The following is a 20,433-nucleotide window of genomic DNA, read 5'->3' on the forward strand; positions in this document are numbered from 1 at the left end:
CACCGATGGGACAGCTGCAGATCGAACCGGCCACCTGGTCGGCAGGCGCCGGGATCATCGACACCGGGAACTACCTCGCGACGACCATCAGGCAGGCACACGAACGTGACCAGGCGGTGGTCGCGGCCGAACTGGGGATCGGCGTCGTCGCACTGACGCTCGACACCGCGTCGATGGTTCTGGACCCGCTGGGCAAGCTCATCGCGGCCGGCTTGGGATGGCTCATCGAACATGTCGCGTTTCTCCGGGCGCCTCTGGACATGCTCGCCGGCGACCCGCCCCAGATCAAGGCCATGGCGGACCGGTTGCACCGGCACGCCGAAGACGTCCGCCTGGCCACCGCGGACCTTGACCGAGCCACCCGCTCGGCGACGAGCGACTGGGAAGGGGAGACGGCGGAATCGTTCACCGCCGTGCTGTCCGGCTACCGGGCACGGCTGGAATCGGTGAGTGAGTCGATCGAAACCGCCGGGTACGTGGTGGAGACGACCATGGCGGTGATCGCCGCCGTCCGCGCGCTGGTCCGGGACATCATCACTTCGGTGCTCGGTGACATCATCGCGACCGTCGTCATCGCCCTCGCGCTCGCGCCGTTCACCTTCGGCGCGTCGCTGGTCATCGGAACCACCCGGTGCGTCGTGCTCGCGGCGCTCGCGGTCGCCGGCACGCTCGCGAAGATCTCGCTGCTGAGAGGGTTCTGCGCCCGAGCGGCGGAGCGGCTCGACGGGCTCGCCACCCCCGCCCCGCCGATGAGCGCGACGACCGCGCGACCGGCAGGCCCGTCGGCGGCCGGCGGCTCCGCACTGCGGAACCACGAGGTCCCTTGGTTGAAGAAGCACGAGCAGTGGCTGATGGGACACGGGCTCGCCGAGCCGAGGCGCAGGGCGAGGTTCCTCGAGCAGTGGATACGGCAACACCATCCCGAGACGTTCCGGGTGCTGAAGACGCTTAGTGACGCGAAGAGCAGTTCGAACTACGTCGGCCTGGCGGACAAGGCCGCGATCACCTTCGGGCGCCAGATGACCGACATCCACGCCCAGGCGGAGGCGGCTTGGGCGGAAGCGCGGAAACAGTGGGACGCCGGACACCCGGATGCCGCGGCTTCACCGGGGCCGTGATCAACGCGAGGACGTTTCCGGTACCGGCAAACCGATCGTGCGAAGACCGTCGGCGTCCGTCCGGAACGACACCAGCTCGGACGCCGTGCGTTCCCTCGTCCAATTCGCGTGCTCGGTGCCTCGGTACTCCGGGGTGACCTGCCACGTGACCTGGGCGCGGACCCGGTACAGCGGCCCGGTCGTCTTGCCGTTCTGTTCGGAGACGACTCCGCCGGAGCCGACGCCGGTGGTGTTCATCCAGCTCAGCACCGGCCCGACCGCGCGGAGTTCCGGGCGGTCGACGAGCGACGTGCCGGGCACCAACCCCTCCGCGATACTCTGGCCGGAGGTGGCCGTCTTCGGGAAAAGACTGGCGTTGAGGGAAGCGAACAGACTGTTCCACATAGGACCGGTACTGCGATCCTGCCGCACCGAGCGGTCCGTCACCTCGGTGGCCGTGATCGTCGCGTCGTCCGAGGCGGACGGGTGAACCCATGCCTCGGCCAGTTCGGCATGGAGGACCAGGGCCGCGAGCGGATTCCGTTGCGTGAGTCCCGCCGCGTAGAACGGATCCGCGTCCAAACCCTCGATCCGGTGCCCAGCGCTCGTCAGCGCCCGGGGGAGTGCGGCGGCGAGGGCGGCAGGGGCGGTGGCGGTCTCCACGATGTTCCTCGCGGCGGTGGCTTCCCTCGGCACCCGGGGCGTGACGCCGGTCCCTTCGGCTACCGGTACGCCGTCGAGAACGTCGGTGACGATACCGGCGACGGCGCGTCCGGGGACGTCGATGTAGGCCGTCGCGGGTAAGGAACCGAGGACACCGTGCGCGAAGTCTTCGCCGATTTCCGCCGCGAGCGCGCGGGTTCTCACCGAATCCGGCACCAGCACGTTCGCCGGCCGGTGTGACGCCGGTGTCCCGGTGAAGTAGTCCGTCAGGCCGCCGGTGAGGGAACGGACGGCCCGGCCGAGTCGCGCCGTGCGGCTCAGTTCCACTGTGAACTCGATGTCATGGCGGTAGATGGCCGAATCACCGGACAGGGACGCGGTGCCGGTCTTCTGGGTCTTGGTGGTCTCGGTCGTGGTGAGCGTCGTGTTCGCCGAAAGGCCGCTCTGGCCCGAGGGCCCGATGCCGCGTACCAGCGGGTGTGGCAGGTACAAGGGCATGCGGAAGGCGAAATTGGCGCTGTGTGAAACGGTCTCGGCGTGGACCTGGTCCTGTTTGGTCTCTTCGCGTGCGGTGAGTACGTCGGACCAGCCGTCCGTGGTTCGTTCGAACTCGCCGGGCAGGACCCGGGCCTTGAGGACGAGATCGATGTCGATGGCGCCGAGGGGACCTGCGAAGGAGTCTCTCCAGGTTTTGCCTCCGGCGACGAGTTCGGGCAGCAGCCGCGCCAGCCGTCCGGGCGCCAGATCCGGCAGGACTTGCGCGAACAGGGCGTTCACCGCCTGCCGATCTCCCGCCCCGAAGACCAGCTGCCCGGCTTTCGCGCCTGCCCAGGAAACGAGGGTGAACCAAGAAGGCGCCGCCGCGGCGGGAGAGACCAGATCGGATAGCCCCTGCTCGATCGACCCGATCAGCCGCCTGGTCGTCTCCGGCCGCAAGGAAACCGCGTCGGTCACGTCGTAGGCGTGCGGCCGCAGCAGTCGCGCGTCCGCGGTGGGAGAAGCGAGGAGCTCGTCCGCCTTCAAGCCGATCTGACCGATTTCCTCAGCCGGGACCCATACCTGGACGGCGTCGCGCCGATGGGCTTCGGCCCTGATCGGGGCGACGGCGGACGTCGAGTCGTAGGGGCCGAGCCCGAAGTGCCGGTTCTCGTTGACGGAGAGGAGAACGGTGGCGTCGTAGGTGACCAGATAGGCGTCCCCGGAGTAGGTCGTCCGCCGGGACCTCTCTTGCTCGGCGCGATTGGTGATTCGCTGGGAATCGCTTCCGAATCGGCCGTATCCCAGCTGGGGGAAGGCATACAGGTTTCCGTCGGAGTTGCCGGCGATGCCCGACCTGCCGTTTCCGTAGGTGTAGCCACGACTGGTTCGCTCAGCGCCATGCGAGACCGAAGAGCCCGCGCCCGAGGTGAAGGTCAAGGTGGTCTTTCGCGGTGGGCCGTCGATGCGGGGGTTGCTGAGCTCGATCGCGAGACCGGCTTCCCCCAGCCGTTCCCCGAAACCGGTGTATTCGCCTTCTTGCCGCCCGTAGCGATGCAGGGGCATCCGGTAGGTGCCGGTCACGAGCTGATCAAGCCTGGCGGCGAGCCGGTCCCGTCCGGCGAACACGTACAGCTGGTGCTCCGCCAGATGCTGCGCTTTGAGGCCGCCGAACATCTTGTTCGCCAGATAGCCCGGGATCCCGGGAGGCAGGTCGAGCCCGTGTACGGCGAAATGATCCGGCAGGCTGCCCGGTGACCACCCGCTCGGAGCGGAGGGGACGGCATGGTCCACCCGGCTGAAGGTCGTGTTCCCGTCGGCGCGCGGCGGGTCGAAAGACGTCCTTCCACCGATCGTCGTTTCGGCGATCCCGCCGGAAACCAGGAAAGTGCTGGAATTTCCGGCGTTGCGAATCGTCACCCGGTAGCCGACGGTGCGGGTATGCCGGGTGACACCCGAGGCCGACCAGCCGTGCCCCTGGCTCGATTCCTGGGTGACACCGAGCTGGTTCGTCCTGCTGCCGAACGATCGGTTGGCGCCGCCGGACAGTTCGTAGCTGCGCACGGTGGCCGCCGAGCCCGCGCCGATCAGGACGCCGCCGCTGCCACCGGCTGTGATGGACGCTTCGACGGAGGCGTTCTGCTCCACCTTGCGCTTGGCGTTGATTTCGCCGCTCAGCCCGTCTTGCGGCGGCGCTTCAGTGGCGTCCTCGCGTCGCGGCCCGGTCGGGGCGCCCACGGCTCGGATCAGCACGTGGACTAGTTCGGAAGGCCGGTTGGTGAGCTCGTGGGTCTCCCGCACGAGCAGGAAGGACAGCCCGTCGCCGTTGAGATCGGCCGAGTGGGCCTTGAATCCCTCCGGCGAGACAAGACTGCTCAGAAGCGTTTCGTTGTCGGCGGCCGCGCTGTGACCCGAGTGATCGTCCTTCGTGGGTAAAACACCTTCGGGCAAGCGTTTACGCAGCTCGCCGCGCACGTCCTCGGCCCCGGGGAACTTCGTTTCGGCCGCGCCGAGCACCTTGCGTGGATCGAAAGTCGCGCTGACGGCGTCGTTCACTTCGGCGTGGTCCGCCGCCACCGACCAGGTGGTCCGCCCGTCCGGGACGAACTGCTTGCCGCTCGCTTCGACGCCGTCGTCGAACCGGACCCGGATGTCGTAGACGACGTCGCTGATCCGCGCCCGGAGTTCCCCGGTGGAGGACCAGGTCGTGGATGCCGTGGTGTCCTCGGTGCGGGTGGTCTCGCGGCTCTCCGCGGCGGACCGGAAGCCACTGACGTCGAACCGGAGATCGAGCCGGTCGCCGAAGATCTGGCTTGGCTGGTCGTGGATGCTCCACAAGAGACCGAAGCCGAGCGAACCGTTGACGTCGAACGGGCTTCGAGAGGCCACGGTGGCCGAGGTTTCGCCGCGGTGCCCGCGGCCCTGGGCGGTCACGGTGCCGGCCGAAGGCCCGTCGTCCGATCGGGGCCCGGCGATCTGGTCGCGGATATCGGTCATCGTGGCGGAAATTTCGACGACCGCGGTGAGCGCGCCACCCGTGGGCTTCGTGAGCTTCAAGCTTCGCGTCAGCGTGCCGCCTGCCACCAGCTTTTCGCCCGCCTGGGAAAGTGCCGCGCTGCCGCTGAGGGTCTGGACGTCGGCGCGTGGCGCCGAACCGGGTGAGTTCATCGCCTCCGCCCACGCGGGATGCTGTCGCACCACGTCCCCGATCGCGGTGAACAGGCGACGGTCACCGCTGAGGAAAGTCGCTCGCGGACCGGCCGGTTCGCGGGATTCGCCGTCGGCGGGCCGTAACCCGTGCAGCACCTCGGGCACGCTCAACCCGACGCCGCCCGGCTGTGTTCCCATCGTCGTCTCGTCCGGCAGACCGGCCCGGGTGAGGACAAGGCCGTGATGCAGGTCGAACGTTCCGCCCGTCCATTTGTCCGGTGGGGTCACCGAGGTGGCCGTCTGCAGTTCGCCGGTCGCCGAGGTCCGCCAGCTCGGCTGCGAGGTGACGCCCTTGATGCCGAACGACGGATCGACGGTCCGCCAGGCGATCGGCGGATCCGAAACAGGCGCCGAAAGATGGCTCCCGAGCGCGCCTTGCCGGCGTGGCGCGGATACGGCGTCCTTGGTCACTGAGCTGTACGCTCCGCCGGAGACCTGATTGGTCCGCCGCGCCTGGTCCGGGGGGCCGACGGCGACGCCGCTGCCCGAGGTGTCGTCGCCGGGTTCACCGCGGAGGGCCAGTTCGACCGCGCCGGGGCCGTGCCCGTCCGTCACGACGTAGCCCTCGTGCGCGAACAGCTTGAAGTTGTCCCGCAGGCTCAGGTCGGTGAGCGCGCTCAGTATCCGTTCGGTCTGCGCGGCGGGCACGCCGGAACCGGTGAGCAACTGGCGGACGTCCGCGCGGATCGCGGTTCCGTCGATCGATTCGGCGACCACGCCATTGACGCGCGTGAGCGTGCGCACTTGCTCGGTCCTCGCGGACGGGGCCGGTGGCAGCTGTTGCAGTTCGACGGCTGGCGCCAGGAAGGACTCGATCGCCGAACTGGAGGAACCGGCGTAGTTCGACGGGCCCGCCTCGGTTTCGGGGTACCACTCCGTTCGGTTCGCCGCACCTCCACCCGGCAGACCGGTGGTGCGGCGGGTCCCGAGCTCGTCGGCGAGTGCGGAGGAACTGGCGGCGGCCGCCTTGGCGTCCGAGTGGTGGACCTGTTCGGCGATCACGTCCTCGACGTCGTCGATGAGTTCCCGCAGCCGCCGTATCGGAGCGGACGCGACGCCGTCGAGGATGACGGGGATCCGGTGGTGCCGGGAAACGATGTGCGCGGCCCGCGCGTAGATCTCGTCCGCGTCCGTCTGGCGGAGCTTGCCCAGTCTGCGCCGGGCTCGCTCCGCTTGGGCCGCGAGGCGATCGCCGGGGGTGTAGGCGGGAGGCGGGAGTTCTTCGCGGGCCGCCGGGATGAGCAGCTGGTGACCTGGCGGGACGGAATCGCTGTACACGGGCAGATACTGCTTGGGCGCCTCGGTGCTCGTGGTCCGTCCTCCGCCGCCCGCGCCGAGGAAACCGCCCCAGACGCCGCCTTTGCCGCCGGTCGCCAGGTTCGCGAAGACGTTGCCGACCGGGGTGGCGATCACCTGGCCTGCCACGTCGCCGAGCTTGCCCGCGACCAGGGAGCGGGGAGCGAAAGTCTCTCCCGCCTTCAGTTCGCTTCGGACGAGAGCGCGAACGCCTCTCGACGCTCCGAAGGCAATCCCGGCCGCGGCGCCGCCGCCCATACCGCCGAGGGTCGAGTAGCCGACCGAGGACCAGTCGACACCACTCCGGTCCGAGAACATGATCTGTCCTATTTGGACGCTGAGATCCAGGCCGCCCATGAACGCTCCGCCGGTTCCCGCCAGAATCGCGACGTGCTTGGCCAGCTGTGCGGTCGCGAGCGCGAGTTCTTTCGCGGTGAGGGCCGTCATGCTCGTGATCAGTTTCCGCAGCGCGGCCCGCAGGCCGACTTGAGCCGCCGCTTTGACCGCCGGGATGAGGAAGTAGAGGAACGAGTAGATGAGGGTGAGCACGGTGGCGAGGGCCAGCGCGGCCATGGCGACGAAGATGATCTTGGTCTTCTGGACGTTCAGCGCCGCCGTCTTGGCCATGCCGGCGAGTTCGCCGCTCCGGAGGGCCAAATCGGTCAATGCCGCGGAGAAGTCGTGACCCAGCCTGGCGGACGAGGCTCGCGCGACGTCGCCGTCCATGGCGTCGTCCACCAGCTTCGCGCCGGCCGCCACTTCGTCTCGATAGACGCCGAGCGCGTCGGACAAGGCCTGCCATGCTCGCTGGATCGCGCGGAGCCCGGCTTCGTCGGACTCCGGCCACTCCATTCCCAGGCCGACCCGGAAGAAGGATTGCAGCTCCGGCGGCAACTGGACACCTCGGCCCGTTCCGCTCACCTGGCACCGTCCGCGCGCGTCACCCGTTCAGGTAAGCACAGCCTTACCTAATTAGCAGGTGTTTGTGGGCGGGATCATGACCGTTCCTCTGGGTTCGAGTTCGGCTCCGCGTAGTACTTCGCGGCTTCGAACGCGTCCCGCAAAGTGTGGAAGGCGTGGTCGCGTACCTGGTCGTGCGCCGCTTGTGGCAGGAAGGCCGCGAGGTCACCCGGGTCGAGCCGGAGCAGAGGCGCCGTGTCCCAGCCGCCGTTCGGCTCAGCCTGATCGAGGTACGCCTGGTACGCCACAGCGGTGAGTACCACGTTGTGCACGGCGAGGCGGTGGTCCAGCTGGCCCAGGGTCAACCCCGGCGGCGGTAGCAGGTGACGCAGCATCCGCTCTCGCCACGGACTGAGCACGCTACCCGGCAGCTCCCTTGCCAGCTCGAACAACCGGCCGAGGTGGTCCGCGGCTTGCCCCAGCGATCCTTGGTGCACGGCGCTCCGGTCGAGATCCACGACGTCGTCGTAGTCGGGCGGTACCTCGCCGTGGAATCGCCGGTCCGGATCTTCCAGGCTGTAGGGCGGAACCGGTTCCGCGAGCGAATTCCACTCGTAGCCGGTTCCTTCCTCGGCCGGGAATCGGCCGAACCCGGTGTGTCCCCACAGATACCGGCTGGTCAGCCGGAGGTCTTCCGCGGTCAATCGCGCGTCCCAAAGGTGGTTCCACGCGGCTTCGGGCTCAATACCGCGGGCGATGGAGCTGCTCAGTGAAGCGAGCAGACCGTCGTGGAACTCCTGCCGGATCCGGGATCCGACCCCGCCCGGGACCCCTCCGACCGAGGCCCCCAGCATCGCTTCGGCCTGTCGGCGTGCCAGGAGAACACGCTCGGCGGACGCCTCGCTCCGTTCTGTTTCGCGCCGCAGCTCCACTTCAGCCTCGGCGAAGTCGTCCGCGAACCGCGCCAGATTCTCCTCGGCCCAGTGGGACAAGGCATCGTGAGTACGCACCTGCTCGAACCGCGAACGGATCTCGCCGGCCAGATCCCTGCCGTCGCGTCCGCGGGCCAGTTCCGCCGCCACCGCTTCGACCGCCGATTGCCAGAGCGCGTGCTGCCGGGAGCCGCTCGGCCCGTAGCCCGGCTCGGGGGCGGGACGCTCGCCCAGCAGCCGCCGCGCCTCGTCGTGGAGAGCCGAGTCCCGCACGGCGTCGGCTTCGGGCAGCGACCGCTCGAACTCCTCGATGAGTTCACGCAGGCGCGGCGGGTCTTCACGTGGACCCGGCTCGGCGGCGGCGGTGGTGGTGGTTTCGGCGAGGGCGTCCTCGGTCAGATCGGCGGCCCCGGTGACGGCCTGACCCGTCGGTTCCGCGCCGGACGGGTGTACGACGGTGGAGGCCGGTGACTCGTCTCGCAACCCGCCCAGCTCACGGGACGGCAATGTCGTGTAGTGCGGGACTCCGCGTACCGCGCCCCGTAGTGCTTCGGCGTCCTCGCGAAGTCGTGTGATTGCGGGGGTTTCCCAAGCTCCCCGGGGTGACACGCCGTGCGCCATCGCCTCCGTCAGTGCCGACACGAGCCCGTCGTGGAGAAGACGACGCGCGGCATCGTCGGCCTCTGGCGCCGAGACCGGCAGGGAACGCACCAGCCGCTGGGCTCGCGCCCGAGCGGCTTCGACCTCAGGCTGCCCGGCCCGCGCCGCCAGCCACTCCCGCGTCACTCGGAAGGGCTCGGCCCACTGCGCTACCGCACGGTCCGCGACGGCTTGGAGCACGAAGGGTTCCTCGGCGGCTTCGGTCCGTATCGCCCTCTCGGACTCGTCGCGCGTGCTCTCAAGCGATGCGTCGGAGCTCCTACTCCGCAGCGACGCCGTAACCTGCCGTAGACCGGCGACGTCCTCGTGCCGCCACGCTTGCCGGAGCGAAGCACCATCGAGCATCACATCCGTCAAGAGGGTCCTGAGACCTTCGTGAAGGAACGCGTGGATCTCCTCGTCGACGCCGTCGGCGGCAGCGGGCAGCTCTCCCACCACTTGCTCGGCTCGGCCGCGCACCTGGGAGACATTCTCCGGTTCGGCCGCCTCCCGCTCAGCCACTCGATCATGCGCGGCCCCGATGCGCTCGGACCACTCCATCATCGCGGCGATTTCGGCTGGGAGGGCTTCGTCCTCCTCAGGAATCGACGACACCTCGTCGGCCGTCATGTCCTCTGGCGCGGGGGTGTTTTCCGTGCTCTGGGAGTCGGTTGTGTCGGCTGCCGAGTCTTCGTGCGGTGTCGTGACGCGCGGTGTTCCCGCGAACTGCTCCGGGGTTTGCCAGGTGAGGTTCGCGCTCATCCCATCGCTGACCAGGAAAGCAGGCTCGTCATCCTCCTGCGCGAAAAGTGCGCCATCATCGACGCTGGATGTTTCCGAGGCGTCGTCGTCCGAGAATCCCGCGAAGGTCGGGTCCACACGGAGCCGGATACCTCCTGGTCGCGGCGGCCCCACTGAGGTACTTGTCAGGGGATCGCTTGGCTCTTCATCACCGCGGTCCGATTCGAACAGCCCGAGTCCGGACAACAGCGGTTGCGGCGGGTCGGGCACAACGCCTGGTGCGACGGCTTCGAAGAACGCGCCCCCGGCCTCGACGGTTCGCTCGCCGTCCCGGCCTACTACCACCGGGTTCGACGCTGCCCACAGCACAGTCGGACCGAACTCGTTTCGCCAGCCCTCACGGATGCTGAACGCGGCTGTCGGACCGGCTGAGCCGGCCATGGGCAGGTTGACGGAGCACTGACCGAGGACGATTCCGGCCTCCGGGTCCGGTTGGGCCCGGCGATAGATCTCACTGGCGAAGATGACACGGGCCGCGGGAGCGCCTCGCAAGGAAACGACGTCGCCGCGACGATAGAGGTCACCTGTCAAAAGCGCGAAACTGAGCCCAGCGGGTGTGCCGTGGCCGCTGGTGAACCATGGATTACGGCCGGCCCACGGCGCTCGGTACGGTATCGAAGCAAGCACGTGCCCTCCGCGCCCGTCGGGACGGGAGACCTCTCTGATGTAGTACTGCTGCTGCCCGTGGGATTCCCGGAGAGCCGCGAGGACCTCATGCGCGCCGTCGAAATCTTCGCTGGGAAAGAATTGGCCGAAGGTCCCCAGTCGCTCGTTGGCGCTCTCGAAACTCACGATGTCTCTCGGGCGAGGCGGTCGTGGTTCGGCTACGCGGAAGCCCGGCCCGGTCAGTCCGAGCCGTCCGCCGGGGCGGAAAAGAAGAGCTCCTCGCGGCGCGTATGCGGTGCGGGCGTAGCCTCCTCGCGCCATCCTGCCGGCGAAGGAAGCCAGCCCGGCCGTGCGGCCGTCCAAGCCGACCAGAAGGTAGGGGAGGTCGGGATCCGTCCCGAGTCCCTGCCGGAGAACCGGATCGTCACGGAAAACGTCGGCGAGCGCGGCAAGGCCGACCATGCCCACTTTCCCGTCGCGGCGGGTCGCGAGATAGCCGCGAGACGAGCGCGGTGCGACGATGAGAACCGGAGCTCGGTCCCACGGAGCCCTGACCCGGCCGCCGTCTCGGCCGAGGTAAGTGGACAGTTTCGCCTCAGTGCTGGATTCCGCCCAATGGCGGAGGCGCCGCGCGACGGCCTCATCGCCCGGTACCCGGACGAGCCTTGCGGCCAGGGTGCCATCCGGCCGGTGGAAGTCGGTGCTCAGGAGATCGCCGGTGCGCAGCCGGGACACTCGTACGAACTGCGGTTGTCCTTCGGTCCCACCTTTGACGCCGTACACAGGCGGGTAGAAGCCGGCTTCGTGAAGGCTTCCGGCCAGGTCGAAACCCAGACCGCCGATATCGTTGCGCGAGCCGGAATCGGCCGAGTGGACGATGACGGGCCGCCTGGGGTTCGCTTCGAGTTGTGCCTTGAACCGATCGTCAGACAGCAGCAACCGGCCGACGGCACGTCCGCCGAGTTCGAGGTCTTGGTGATCCATACCCGCCAGCGCACGCTGCTCGTCGCCGTCGAGAAAGACGTGAATGGGTCCCTGCTCGCCCCAAGGGCCTCGGAGCGGCGGCGTCCTCTCACCGAGTAAGGCAGCTCTCGAAGCCGCGTCTCCGGAAACCGAGGCGATCGCGAAGGAGGAACCTTCGGAGGAGAATCGAAGTTCGGTGACATCCGGCAGGACTTCGGTGAACCTGCCTCCATGGTCGATCCCGACCACGCCGAAGTCGCGTTCGAACGTCAGCCGGCCGCTGTGTTCGAAAACGTGCCAAGGTCCGGCCAGCTCGCGCAGCCTGGCCAAGAACCGCTGGTTGAGGTCCGTGCGACCGACGCTGGGATCGGTTTCATGAGTGGTGAGGATCAACGGCGGCCTGACCGGCCCGTCGATGGCCTTCCGGAATGACTTGGTGGCGAAGACCTTGTCCGCCATCGCTTCCGGTGAGAGCTTGTGCACCTCCTTGCCTGCTGGATCAGTGGCGGCGAATCGTCCGTCTTCGCTTTCGAGCACCACGTGGACCGGCCGGGTCGCGCTGCCGTCGGTGGAGCCGGCCCAGTCCTGCACCGCTTCCACTCGGGAGATCGCACCGTCTTCGTCGGTCATCTGGACCGCCACGACGCGTTCGGAGTGATCGGTCGACGCGGCGGCGGCCGAGAGCAGGACTTCTCCGCGCTCGACGGATCCGGTGATCCCGACGCCGTAGTCGCGACCATGGGCGTCCGTGAGTTCATACAACCGCACCGCTGGGCCCACGGCGTCATCGGTTCCGCTCGCCTTGACGGCCGGATGTACGTCGTGGCCGTCCCTCGACTCCGCGCGGGACATCGCAGCTGTCCGTACGTCCCGATCCGCGGTAATGAGCGACTCCGCCGCCAGGTGGGGGAACAGGTTCACGTGCGCACGCGCGTCCGACGAGCGCGCCCAGCGTGCGAACTGCTCAGGGGTCTGCCGGGCGAGGTTTCCGTACATCCCGTCGCTGAGGACGAAGACAGGCTCACCATCCACACGCGCCGCCCGCAGATAGACGGCGTGGCCGGGAGTGACGACGAGCGTGCCGCCCCGCGACGCGACCTCTGCCCAGAACGCCGTTTGTGCTTCCGGCTCGCGGAGCTCTTCGCCGAGGTAGATTCGCTGGTCCTCGTGCCTGATGAATTCGTTCGCGCCGAACATCGTGCCGTCGGGCTCGAAGGCCAACTGCGGCTGGAGCCGCTCGAGATAGGCACTCCGGTTCACTCCGGCCAGCCGGCGCGCCCCGCGATCGACGATCAGAGGCGAGGTCAGCACCAGACTCGTCAACCAGTCGCCGGGTACGACTTTGCGCGTCAGCACCGGCACCGTTTTCTCCTGGAGGTCGGCGGCGGCCAGTTTCTGCATCGTCCTGCCCCAGCGGTCACTCAGGGCGCTCCAAGCCTGCTTGGTCGACGGGTCGGTCTGGTCCGCGGACACCAAGGCCAGTGCGCGCTTTTCGATGGCCGCGAACTCGGCTTGAGCGTCGTCGACGCGTTTCCGGACCATCGCTTCCAGCGAACGTCCGAACGGACGGTCCCGTCTGTTTCGCACGGCCGGGTCCACCCGGAGCAGGTCACGACCGGTCGCGTCGGCCACGGCACGCCCGATGTGCAGCAGAGCGGCGATGGTCGGCACCCTGCCACGGACGGCCGCGTCGATCGCGGCTGGGACACTCGTATTGAGGAACCGTTGTTCCTCGTGCCCGGTACCGGCGAACAGTGCTTCCGTCAACGCCGCCGGGTTTCGGAGCAGGGCCTGATACAACGGGTCGCCGGTCACGATGGTCCGCGAGGAAGCGCTCAGGTTGATCAATCCGAGCGCCGCGAGGCGCGCCGCCAGGTGATCACCGGATGCGATGGTCGTTCCCGCCACCGGCGAGGTCGGTGTACGGGTCGGGTCCTCGCTCCGTGCGACATGGTGGTTCAGTTCGTCGAGCAGCTGGGTGAGCCGGGCCGGGGTGATCGGCTGGATCACTCTCCGGTCCACGGGCACGCCGCGCGCCCCGCTCTGCGGCTTAAGGACCTGCTCCCGGGCCGGTACCAATGAAGCGGAGAGCACCGCTTCGTTCACCAGCGCCCGCACGCGGTTCCTGGCCTCGGCGTCGGCGAGAACGGCGAGGTTTTCGTTCAGGGCGAGCAGCTGTGCTCGGGTCGCCGTCGGCAGCGGATGGTGTTCGAGTCTGCCCCCGATCGCGAGTTCGCCGTACTCGGACAGCCGGGTCTCTATTTCGGCTCGGGGCAGCCGCAGGCCGTGTAAGCCGCGAGTAGCCATGTCGTACGCCTCGACCGTGAGCTGCTCGGCCGCGGGCCGGGTGACGGCCACGGACGTCTCGACCACGACCTGTTGGCGTCCCTCCGGTGGCGTGCCCTCCGGGCCGAATCCGGCTTCGGCGTGGATCGCGATGTCTTCCACGCGTACCGAACCGGAACCCTCGAGGGCGAGCTCCTCGGCCAAAGCCCGGCGAAGCAGTGCGCGCACCTGAGCTGCTCGCTGCTGCGGATCCCGCCCGCCGTACGCGGTCGTTGTGATCGACAAACCGGGCAATTCCCACTTCGAGCGCAGGGCAGCGGCCTGAGCGATCGCGTGGGCGGTCTCCCGGAGTGCGGCGAGTTCGCCGGCCGTCAAGGCGGCGGCGGTCTCGGCGAAGGACACGGTGAGAGCCGGGATGCCCGCCGGGCCCACGACCGCCGTGACGTCGCCTTCGGATCGGGGCCGCAGGGCGGCGGCTCCTGTTCGTTCGCCGGCGTGCCACCGGCTGTCGAAGCCGGCGAGTACCTGCTCGGTGAACGACCGCGGGTCCAGCACGATCTCCGGCAGGAGCGAGCTGTCCGGTGCCTCCGGCAGCGCCTCCACGGGAGCACCGGCCGACGGCTCACCGATCCAGGCGGATCCGTTACCCGGCGCGGGGACGAAAGGTTCTGCGGCAGGGCTCTCATCGTGGCTCGGGTCCATGGCCGTGAGGATCGCCAGCGCCATCCCGAGGTCGGACTGGCCGGTCCGGAGCCAGACGGAGCCGGAAACGAGGGCGACCCATTCGTCGTCGGTCCACAGCTTGCCGTCCTCGGTGACCCGTACTTGGCCCTCAGTGGCGACGACCGGCTCGTCGATGGCGTTCGACACAGCGGTCCCCAGTTTGGTCGCTCCCGAGGGCACCGCGAGGACGAGCCTGGGGGAAACGCCCGGCGGCAGGTCGGACTCGGGCACGCTGAACACCGGATTTCGCGACCGGAGGACCTCACTGAAAGCGGCGACGGAGACAGGGGCCGAGGTCCAGAGATCGATCGCGTCGAGGCCTGAGGTCAGGGTGGCGGCCACGACCTCGGCTCCGGGGTAGCGCGGCAGGCTCGCGGTGAGGTGCAGTGCTTCGGAAATTCCGGTGCCTCGCACCGGGAACAGCCATCCTCGTCCGCCAGGACCGACCACGGTCTGAGCCACGAGCTGCGGATCGTTGCCATCGGTCACCGACAGAGGACGGGTCTGCGCGTACTGGGAGACCACCAGCTCTTCCGCGGCGCGGCTCAAGGGCAGCAGTTCCAGGAGATCCAGCAGGTAGGCGAGTTCGTCTTTCAGACTGGGAAAAACGGGTGTGTGTCCCACCAGGCGAGGTTGTGTGATCAGCTCTCGCAACCGGCCGTCGATGGCCGGGTCGGCGGCCGCGAGCAGCATCGAACCGCTGATCTCGGCGGCGACCTGGACCCCGGTCTCGGCGAGGCCGCCTGCCCAGAACCGGAATTCGACGCGGTCTTCGGGTTCGCCGTACACATGCCGGTAGCTGACCGCCTCATGTTTGGTGGTGTTGAGGGCCTGGACGTCGTCGGCGGTGGTGATGTCGGCCAAGGCGAGCGGGAGCGGGTTCGGACCGACCGGCTGGAGAAGCCGGCTTCGCGCGTCAGGGCCGGGATGATTGCCCAGCCGGTACAGAACGTCTTCGAACACCTTCGCCAGCTGTGCCAGCCGACCATACGCGGCGAGATCGGGGCGCCGGTCGAAGCTCACGTTCACATGGCCACCGACTCGTCCCACGTCCGGTGGGTCCCCGTCGACGTTCCTGTGGGACCTGATGACGCGCAACGCCCGCTCGACTTCTCGCCAGCTCTCGGCGTTTCCCGGCAGGATCGGGGATCGCAGCTCGGCCCCGTCGTCGAGGTCGGGCTCTTCCACGAAGGTCCAGCGGGTGGGATCGGTTTCGACGTCCTCGAACCGTACGCCACCGTCCCATTCGATGATCCCGTTCGCTTCCAGCAGGCTGCCCAGCCTCCCGCTCTGCTGCTCGAAACGCTCCCCGTGGAGCTGGAGTTCGATCTCCAGCCCGAACCGGGCATCGGGACGGCTGGTCACTCCGCCGGGCACACCCGCGAGATGAAACCGCAGGGGGTTCTCTCCGCGATCGATGGCGGCAGTGGCCGCCTCGTGCAGTGCGGTGGCCTGACGCAGGCGGTGGTCCCTCAGTTCGGCGACCACCTGTTCGAGCTCGGCGACCCGGGCGGGCAGGCCGGTCACGTCCCCCGGAGCCAGACCCTGTGAGGTGATGCGGCCGAGACCGGCCCCCTGTTCCGCGACCCGGGTACGCAGCTCGGGCTCGAAGGACTCGGGCAGCACCGCGAGATGCCGCTTCGCCTGGGCGACCAGCGTGGTCAGGCGTGCGAGCGAATCGTGGCCGTCTCCCAGCGTGGTGCCGGCGGACGGGTCCGGCGGCGTCGCGTCCACCGGACGGCCAGTGGAGACGCCGATGGTCGCGCCGAGGGTTCTCGCCCGGTGCTCGACGAGCCAGAGGTTGCGTGGTTTCACCGAGGGAACCGGGAGATCGGTGTCTCCCTGTGTACGCACCTCCTTCAGGTAGTCGGCCAGGTGGCGGGTGAACAGGCCGTCGTCGGAGATCACCCGGCTCGAACCCGGGCCGCGCAACGCCCAGGCCGCTCCCGCGCCATCGTGCCGCACGTACTCGTCGTGCAGGCCGGCGAAATGCCCGAGTTCATGGGCGATAGTGAGCTCGTGGATGTCCGCGGGCCAACGGAGCTGGTCGGCTTTGCTCCCGGGAGTTCCGATGGTGACCGTGTCGTGGGCCGCCCCGCTCGGATCGTGCAGAACCCGGAAGTGGAAAGCGTCTCCGGTCGGCACGAGATAGCGATGGTTGTAAACACGGTCGAGGGCCGCTTGCGCCCGCTCGGCATAGTGCGGAACGTCCGAACCATCGAGAGCGGTGAACCGGAGCCGGACCGTGTAGTCCTGGACCCATTTCCCTGGCCGGGCCTCGTAACGTCGGTAGTCGTAGGCGATGGGGTGCCGCCATTGACCGGTCGCCGCCCCGGAGCGTGGGTCGAGCACCTGTGGGCCGACGTCCTCGGCGGCAACTGTGACGGGAGTCGTGCCGTCGCGGGCGGCGTCGAGTTCAGCCCGGGTGAGTGGTGCGGGGTCGATCATCCACTCGGCGGTGGCGGCCGTACTGTGCCGCCACGCCGGGTCGTCGAGAACCGGATGCTTCAGGGGCGGAAGGTCGGTGGTGATGGTGAGCGGTGTCGCCGGCGAGGTCGTTTCAACAGAAGGGCGGGCCAGCAGACCGGCGCCACGCAGCTCCCAGTCCACCCGCAACTGGACGGTCCCCGGTGCCGCGTCGGGCCGGTGAGCCAGCCGGATCACCGGTCCGGGGACGGCCTCGGGGGCGTGCCGGGATGTGTGTTCGGTGACCAGGTCGGAAAGCCGCTGACGGATCGATTCGGCTGGGCCCGTGCCGGCGCGTACCCCCAGCTCGACCATCGGCGGTGTGAAGCCCCGCCGCCTGCGCAGGACCGACTGTTCGGCCAGGTAGCGTGCCAGCTCGCTCAGGGCGCGCGTCTGCTGGAAGCCCGCGATACCTCCGGCTGACGGCGTGTCGATGACCAGTTCCGGTGCGTCGATACGTGGTGGCCGGGGAGAGCTGGGGGCGGGTGCTGCTCCTGGCGTCTCTCCGGCGACCAGAATCGGCTCTTCGGGAACCGACGCGCTGCCCTGCTCGGCTCGTTCGCTGCTCGTCCGGACACCTTGGCGTTGCCCCTTGACGCCGTCGACCAAGTTGACTTGGACTTCGACCGTCCCCGCCAGGTCGCCGTCCTCGGTGGCGATCTTTCGGATCGGCACGGTGGCCGGATCGAAAGGCAGTCCGTAGCGAGCCGCGAGCAAGCCGGCTTCTTCCGCGACAGCGGTGCGGATACGCGTCTCGGCGAGGGCGGCCATCGTCGCGGCGCCGCGACCGAAGGCGACGGTAATCGAGGGAGGCGGCGTCCCGGCTCCGAGGCGGGCACTGCCGGCCGCCGCCCGCGCTGTCTTGCGTGCGATCTCCACGAGAGCGTCCAGCCGTCCGGCCGGCACGCTGCCGGCTTCGGCATCCGACAGCCGCACGGTGTCGATCGAGCGAGCGGTGAGATCGGCTGCCGGAACGGGGATCCAATCGTCAGTCGCCTTTCCGGCCTCGGCGAGCACACCATTGTCCAGCACTGCTCGGCTTCCCCGGTAGAACAGGTCCAAGATATTGTTCGCGGCGATCGCGCCGGGTACCGGCCGGTGCGGAAGATCCCGGTTCCAGGCCTCGACGATGGAGAGTGCGGACGACTTTCCACCGGGCACATACGGCTTGTTGAGCCAGCAGACGTCGAATTCCAGCCATGGCGTTCTCTCGGGGTGCGTTTTTTGGAAAAGCTCGCTGTTGAGCATTCTGGCGGCGAGCGATCCGGTCATTGTCACGTAGTCGCCACGTCCGTGCAGGAATCCTGTCCGCAATGCGACGATCATCCCTTGGGGCAAGCCGTGACTGACCACTCGCCAGCTGTCTTCGGATCGCGGCGCGAGCATCGTGACCTCGATGTTCAGCGGATCTCTGTTGGTCTTGTCGATCCGGTGCTGAACATAGTGCTCGCGCGACCGGGGAGAGCTGGTCGCCGCCGACCAGGCGTCCTTCGCCGCATCGGCGTCCTCCGATGGGAAGGTCTGCCCGATCACGTCGCCGTCCTTGGTGGTCAACGGATAGCTGAGCACCTGATCGGCTGCGGGATCGGGCGGCGGAACCGAGACGAATCGTGGTTCGGTGGCGGCCACGGTGCCATCGGGTACGAAGCGGAACTCTCCATCGGTCGAGTGGATCGTGCGCGAGTACCCGCCCGAGGCAAGCCCGGCAACGAGCGCGGGCCTGCCCAGCGCCGGCCCGCCGACGGGCGCCAGCACAATCGAGGGTTCCTGTCCGCGTGCCAGGTCAGCGCCCGCGGTGCCCCGGCCGAGCAGCGACCTCAGCGCTTCCGAGTCCCGCAGTACGTCGGTCAGCTCCTTCGGGGTCACCGCCGCCGGCAGGCCTCGCGCCTGGCCAAGGTATCCGGTTTCCGACCGCTTCGCGACGAGGAACACGGGCATCCGCTGGGAACCATGCCACGGCGCGAGCGCCACCCCGTCGGGCAGCGTGACCGACCGCAGTGTCTCGTTCGTGCTTGCCGTTGCCCACTGCTGGACCTGGCTGACCAACTGTTCGTCGCCCGGCGACCGGACAAGTAGCGCTCGAGGCGTGCCATCCGGCCCGGTAACAGGCAAAAGATCGAGGTCCCCGTCACGCGGTACGGACACCAAGGAGATCGCAGGTGGCCGGTCATTGTCCCAGCGCAGCCCGGCCGGAGCAGCAACCGCGAAAACCCTCCGGTAGTCGCGCGCTACCGTGTGCAACGCCGAGGCGAAGTCGAATCCGAGACCACCTGGTCGCGCTCGGTCGCCGCCGTTCGGGCTGATCAGCACGATCGGTCGCTCCCAGGCCGCGATCGGTTGCGGGTCGGATGTCATCAGGCCGGCGTACTCGTTGTTGGCAATCAGTGCCGAGGCCGCCCAGTAACCGCTCTCCTCGGTCGTGAATCCACCCTTGTGGGAGACCCTGGTGTTGAGCGCGTTGCCTGACGCCAGTACGAATACAGGGTCGGCATCGCCCCATTCCGCACTGCGCACCGCTCCCTGCCGGACTTGCTCGGCGAACGCCGCCATCTCGGTTCGCGACCACGCGCCGTCCGCCGACGGAAATCCGAACACCGAGCCCGAATGGAACACCTCGACATCCCCGACTGGGGTCGCCTGGTGCGAAAACGGGCTCGCGCCGTCGACGATCAGCTGACCGAATGAGCTGAACGCTGCCTTACCCGTATAACTGCTGCTCTCCCACCGCCCGCCGGCCAGCTTGCCCAGTTCGGTCAGGAATCGCTCGTTTTCGGAGAGCTGTGCGGCTTCTGGCCCGTTGTACCGGGTCACGACGTTCAGCGCGGGGCGCACCGCCCCCGCCAGTGCCGTACGGAATGCCGGTGCTGCCCAAACCGCGGCCGCCGCTTGCTCCGGACTCATGTCGCCCGCCCGCCCGCCTGACAAAGCAACGCGGTAGGCGCCGGAAGTCTCCATGTCCAGGTAGATCCACAGCGGCGGAGTCCGGTCCTGCTCGAGTCGCCAGTGGGCGAACATCGGGTACTCGGGCACACGCACGGTGGCAGAAGTCAAGTCCACATAGAGGACCGCCAGCCCACGCTCGGCCTGCGTGGTGGACTTCGTGGCGCCGAACGCAGCCCACGGAGACGCGGCCAGGTTGAATCCATGCAGCCGGCCCTCCGCATTGTCCAGCCGAGCGACGTGCACGTCACTGAGACGCGGCCGGGACACTTGCCGGAACTCGCCTCCTCCCGGCTCGTCCACATCGGCCATCACAGCCGCGTCCACTTCTCGGTAAACGTCATCCGAAAGGAACGCTTCTGCGAACTCAGCCGCCAGTCGCCAGCCGGTTCCGGCGTCACCATACGCCAAGGCCACCAAGCGGATGGCGATCGACGAATCGGCCACCATCGAAGCAGCTTCGCGTTGGATGGCCGCTACCAGTTCCACGGCTGTCAGCTCGCGTCCTCCGTCCGCGAGAAATCCGCTCTCGCCAGTCTCGACGTAGAGGTATAACGGTTCATCGCGGTTACTGACTGGATCATCGCCAAGCGCCGGAGCGGAATGCGTCTCGTACATCCGTAGGGCCCAGCCCGCCCGCCGCCCGTCGTCCGACACGAGCGCTAGCCCTCCGACCGTATCCGCGGTAGGAGGGAACACCTCCAGGTCGCCGCCCGCCCCGAGTGAAAGCGACAGGTCGGCGTCCTGCTGTGGGGAGCCCGCCTCCGGCGCTTTTCCGGACGACACGAGATCGCTCGATGCCGAACCTTCGGGGTCGGTGGTGACGAGGGTGCCGTCGCGGCGGTGTTTGGGTGCGAGGTGGAGGGTGTTTGGTTGGCCTGGGTCGGTGGTGGTGATGTGGCCTTGGGTGGTGATGTGGATGGGGGTGTTGTGGT

At 68.5% G+C, this 20,433-nt stretch carries 3 protein-coding genes; 1 reads left to right on the forward strand and 2 read right to left on the reverse strand.

The genetic code is table 11. From position 1 onward, the window contains the following. Positions 1 to 5 precede the first annotated feature (5 nt). Positions 6 to 1,118 carry a WXG100 family type VII secretion target gene (locus DMC64_RS20555; protein WP_125734803.1) on the forward strand — a complete coding sequence of 371 codons (1,113 nt, stop codon included), beginning with the start codon at positions 6 to 8 and terminating at the stop codon, positions 1,116 to 1,118. Here DMC64_RS20555 and DMC64_RS20560 read toward each other — a convergent pair whose 3' ends face one another. Both DMC64_RS20560 and DMC64_RS20565 read right to left on the reverse strand, forming a co-directional pair. Continuing rightward, on the reverse strand, positions 1,119 to 7,163 hold the full coding sequence (locus DMC64_RS20560; RefSeq protein WP_125734804.1) for a hypothetical protein: 6,045 nt from the start codon (positions 7,161 to 7,163) through the stop codon (positions 1,119 to 1,121). It abuts the gene before it with no gap. 74 nt (positions 7,164 to 7,237) lie between these two features. Then, positions 7,238 to 19,948: a hypothetical protein gene (locus DMC64_RS20565; protein WP_125734805.1), complete on the reverse strand. Its 12,711-nt coding sequence runs from the start codon at positions 19,946 to 19,948 to the stop codon at positions 7,238 to 7,240. Positions 19,949 to 20,433: the final 485 nt, after the last annotated feature.

Origin of the sequence: Amycolatopsis sp. WAC 04197, from assembly GCF_003947475.1 — a bacterium.
Taxonomy (GTDB): domain Bacteria; phylum Actinomycetota; class Actinomycetes; order Mycobacteriales; family Pseudonocardiaceae; genus Amycolatopsis; species Amycolatopsis japonica.

What these genes read in the sequence shown, in the direction of transcription:
- DMC64_RS20555 (WP_125734803.1), top strand. Translation starts at nt 6, where the DNA reads ATGGGACAGCTGCAGATCGAACCGGCCACCTGGTCGGCAGGCGCCGGG.
- DMC64_RS20565 (WP_125734805.1), bottom strand. Translation starts at nt 19,948, where the DNA reads ATGGTGGCCGATTCGTCGATCGCCATCCGCTTGGTGGCCTTGGCGTAT.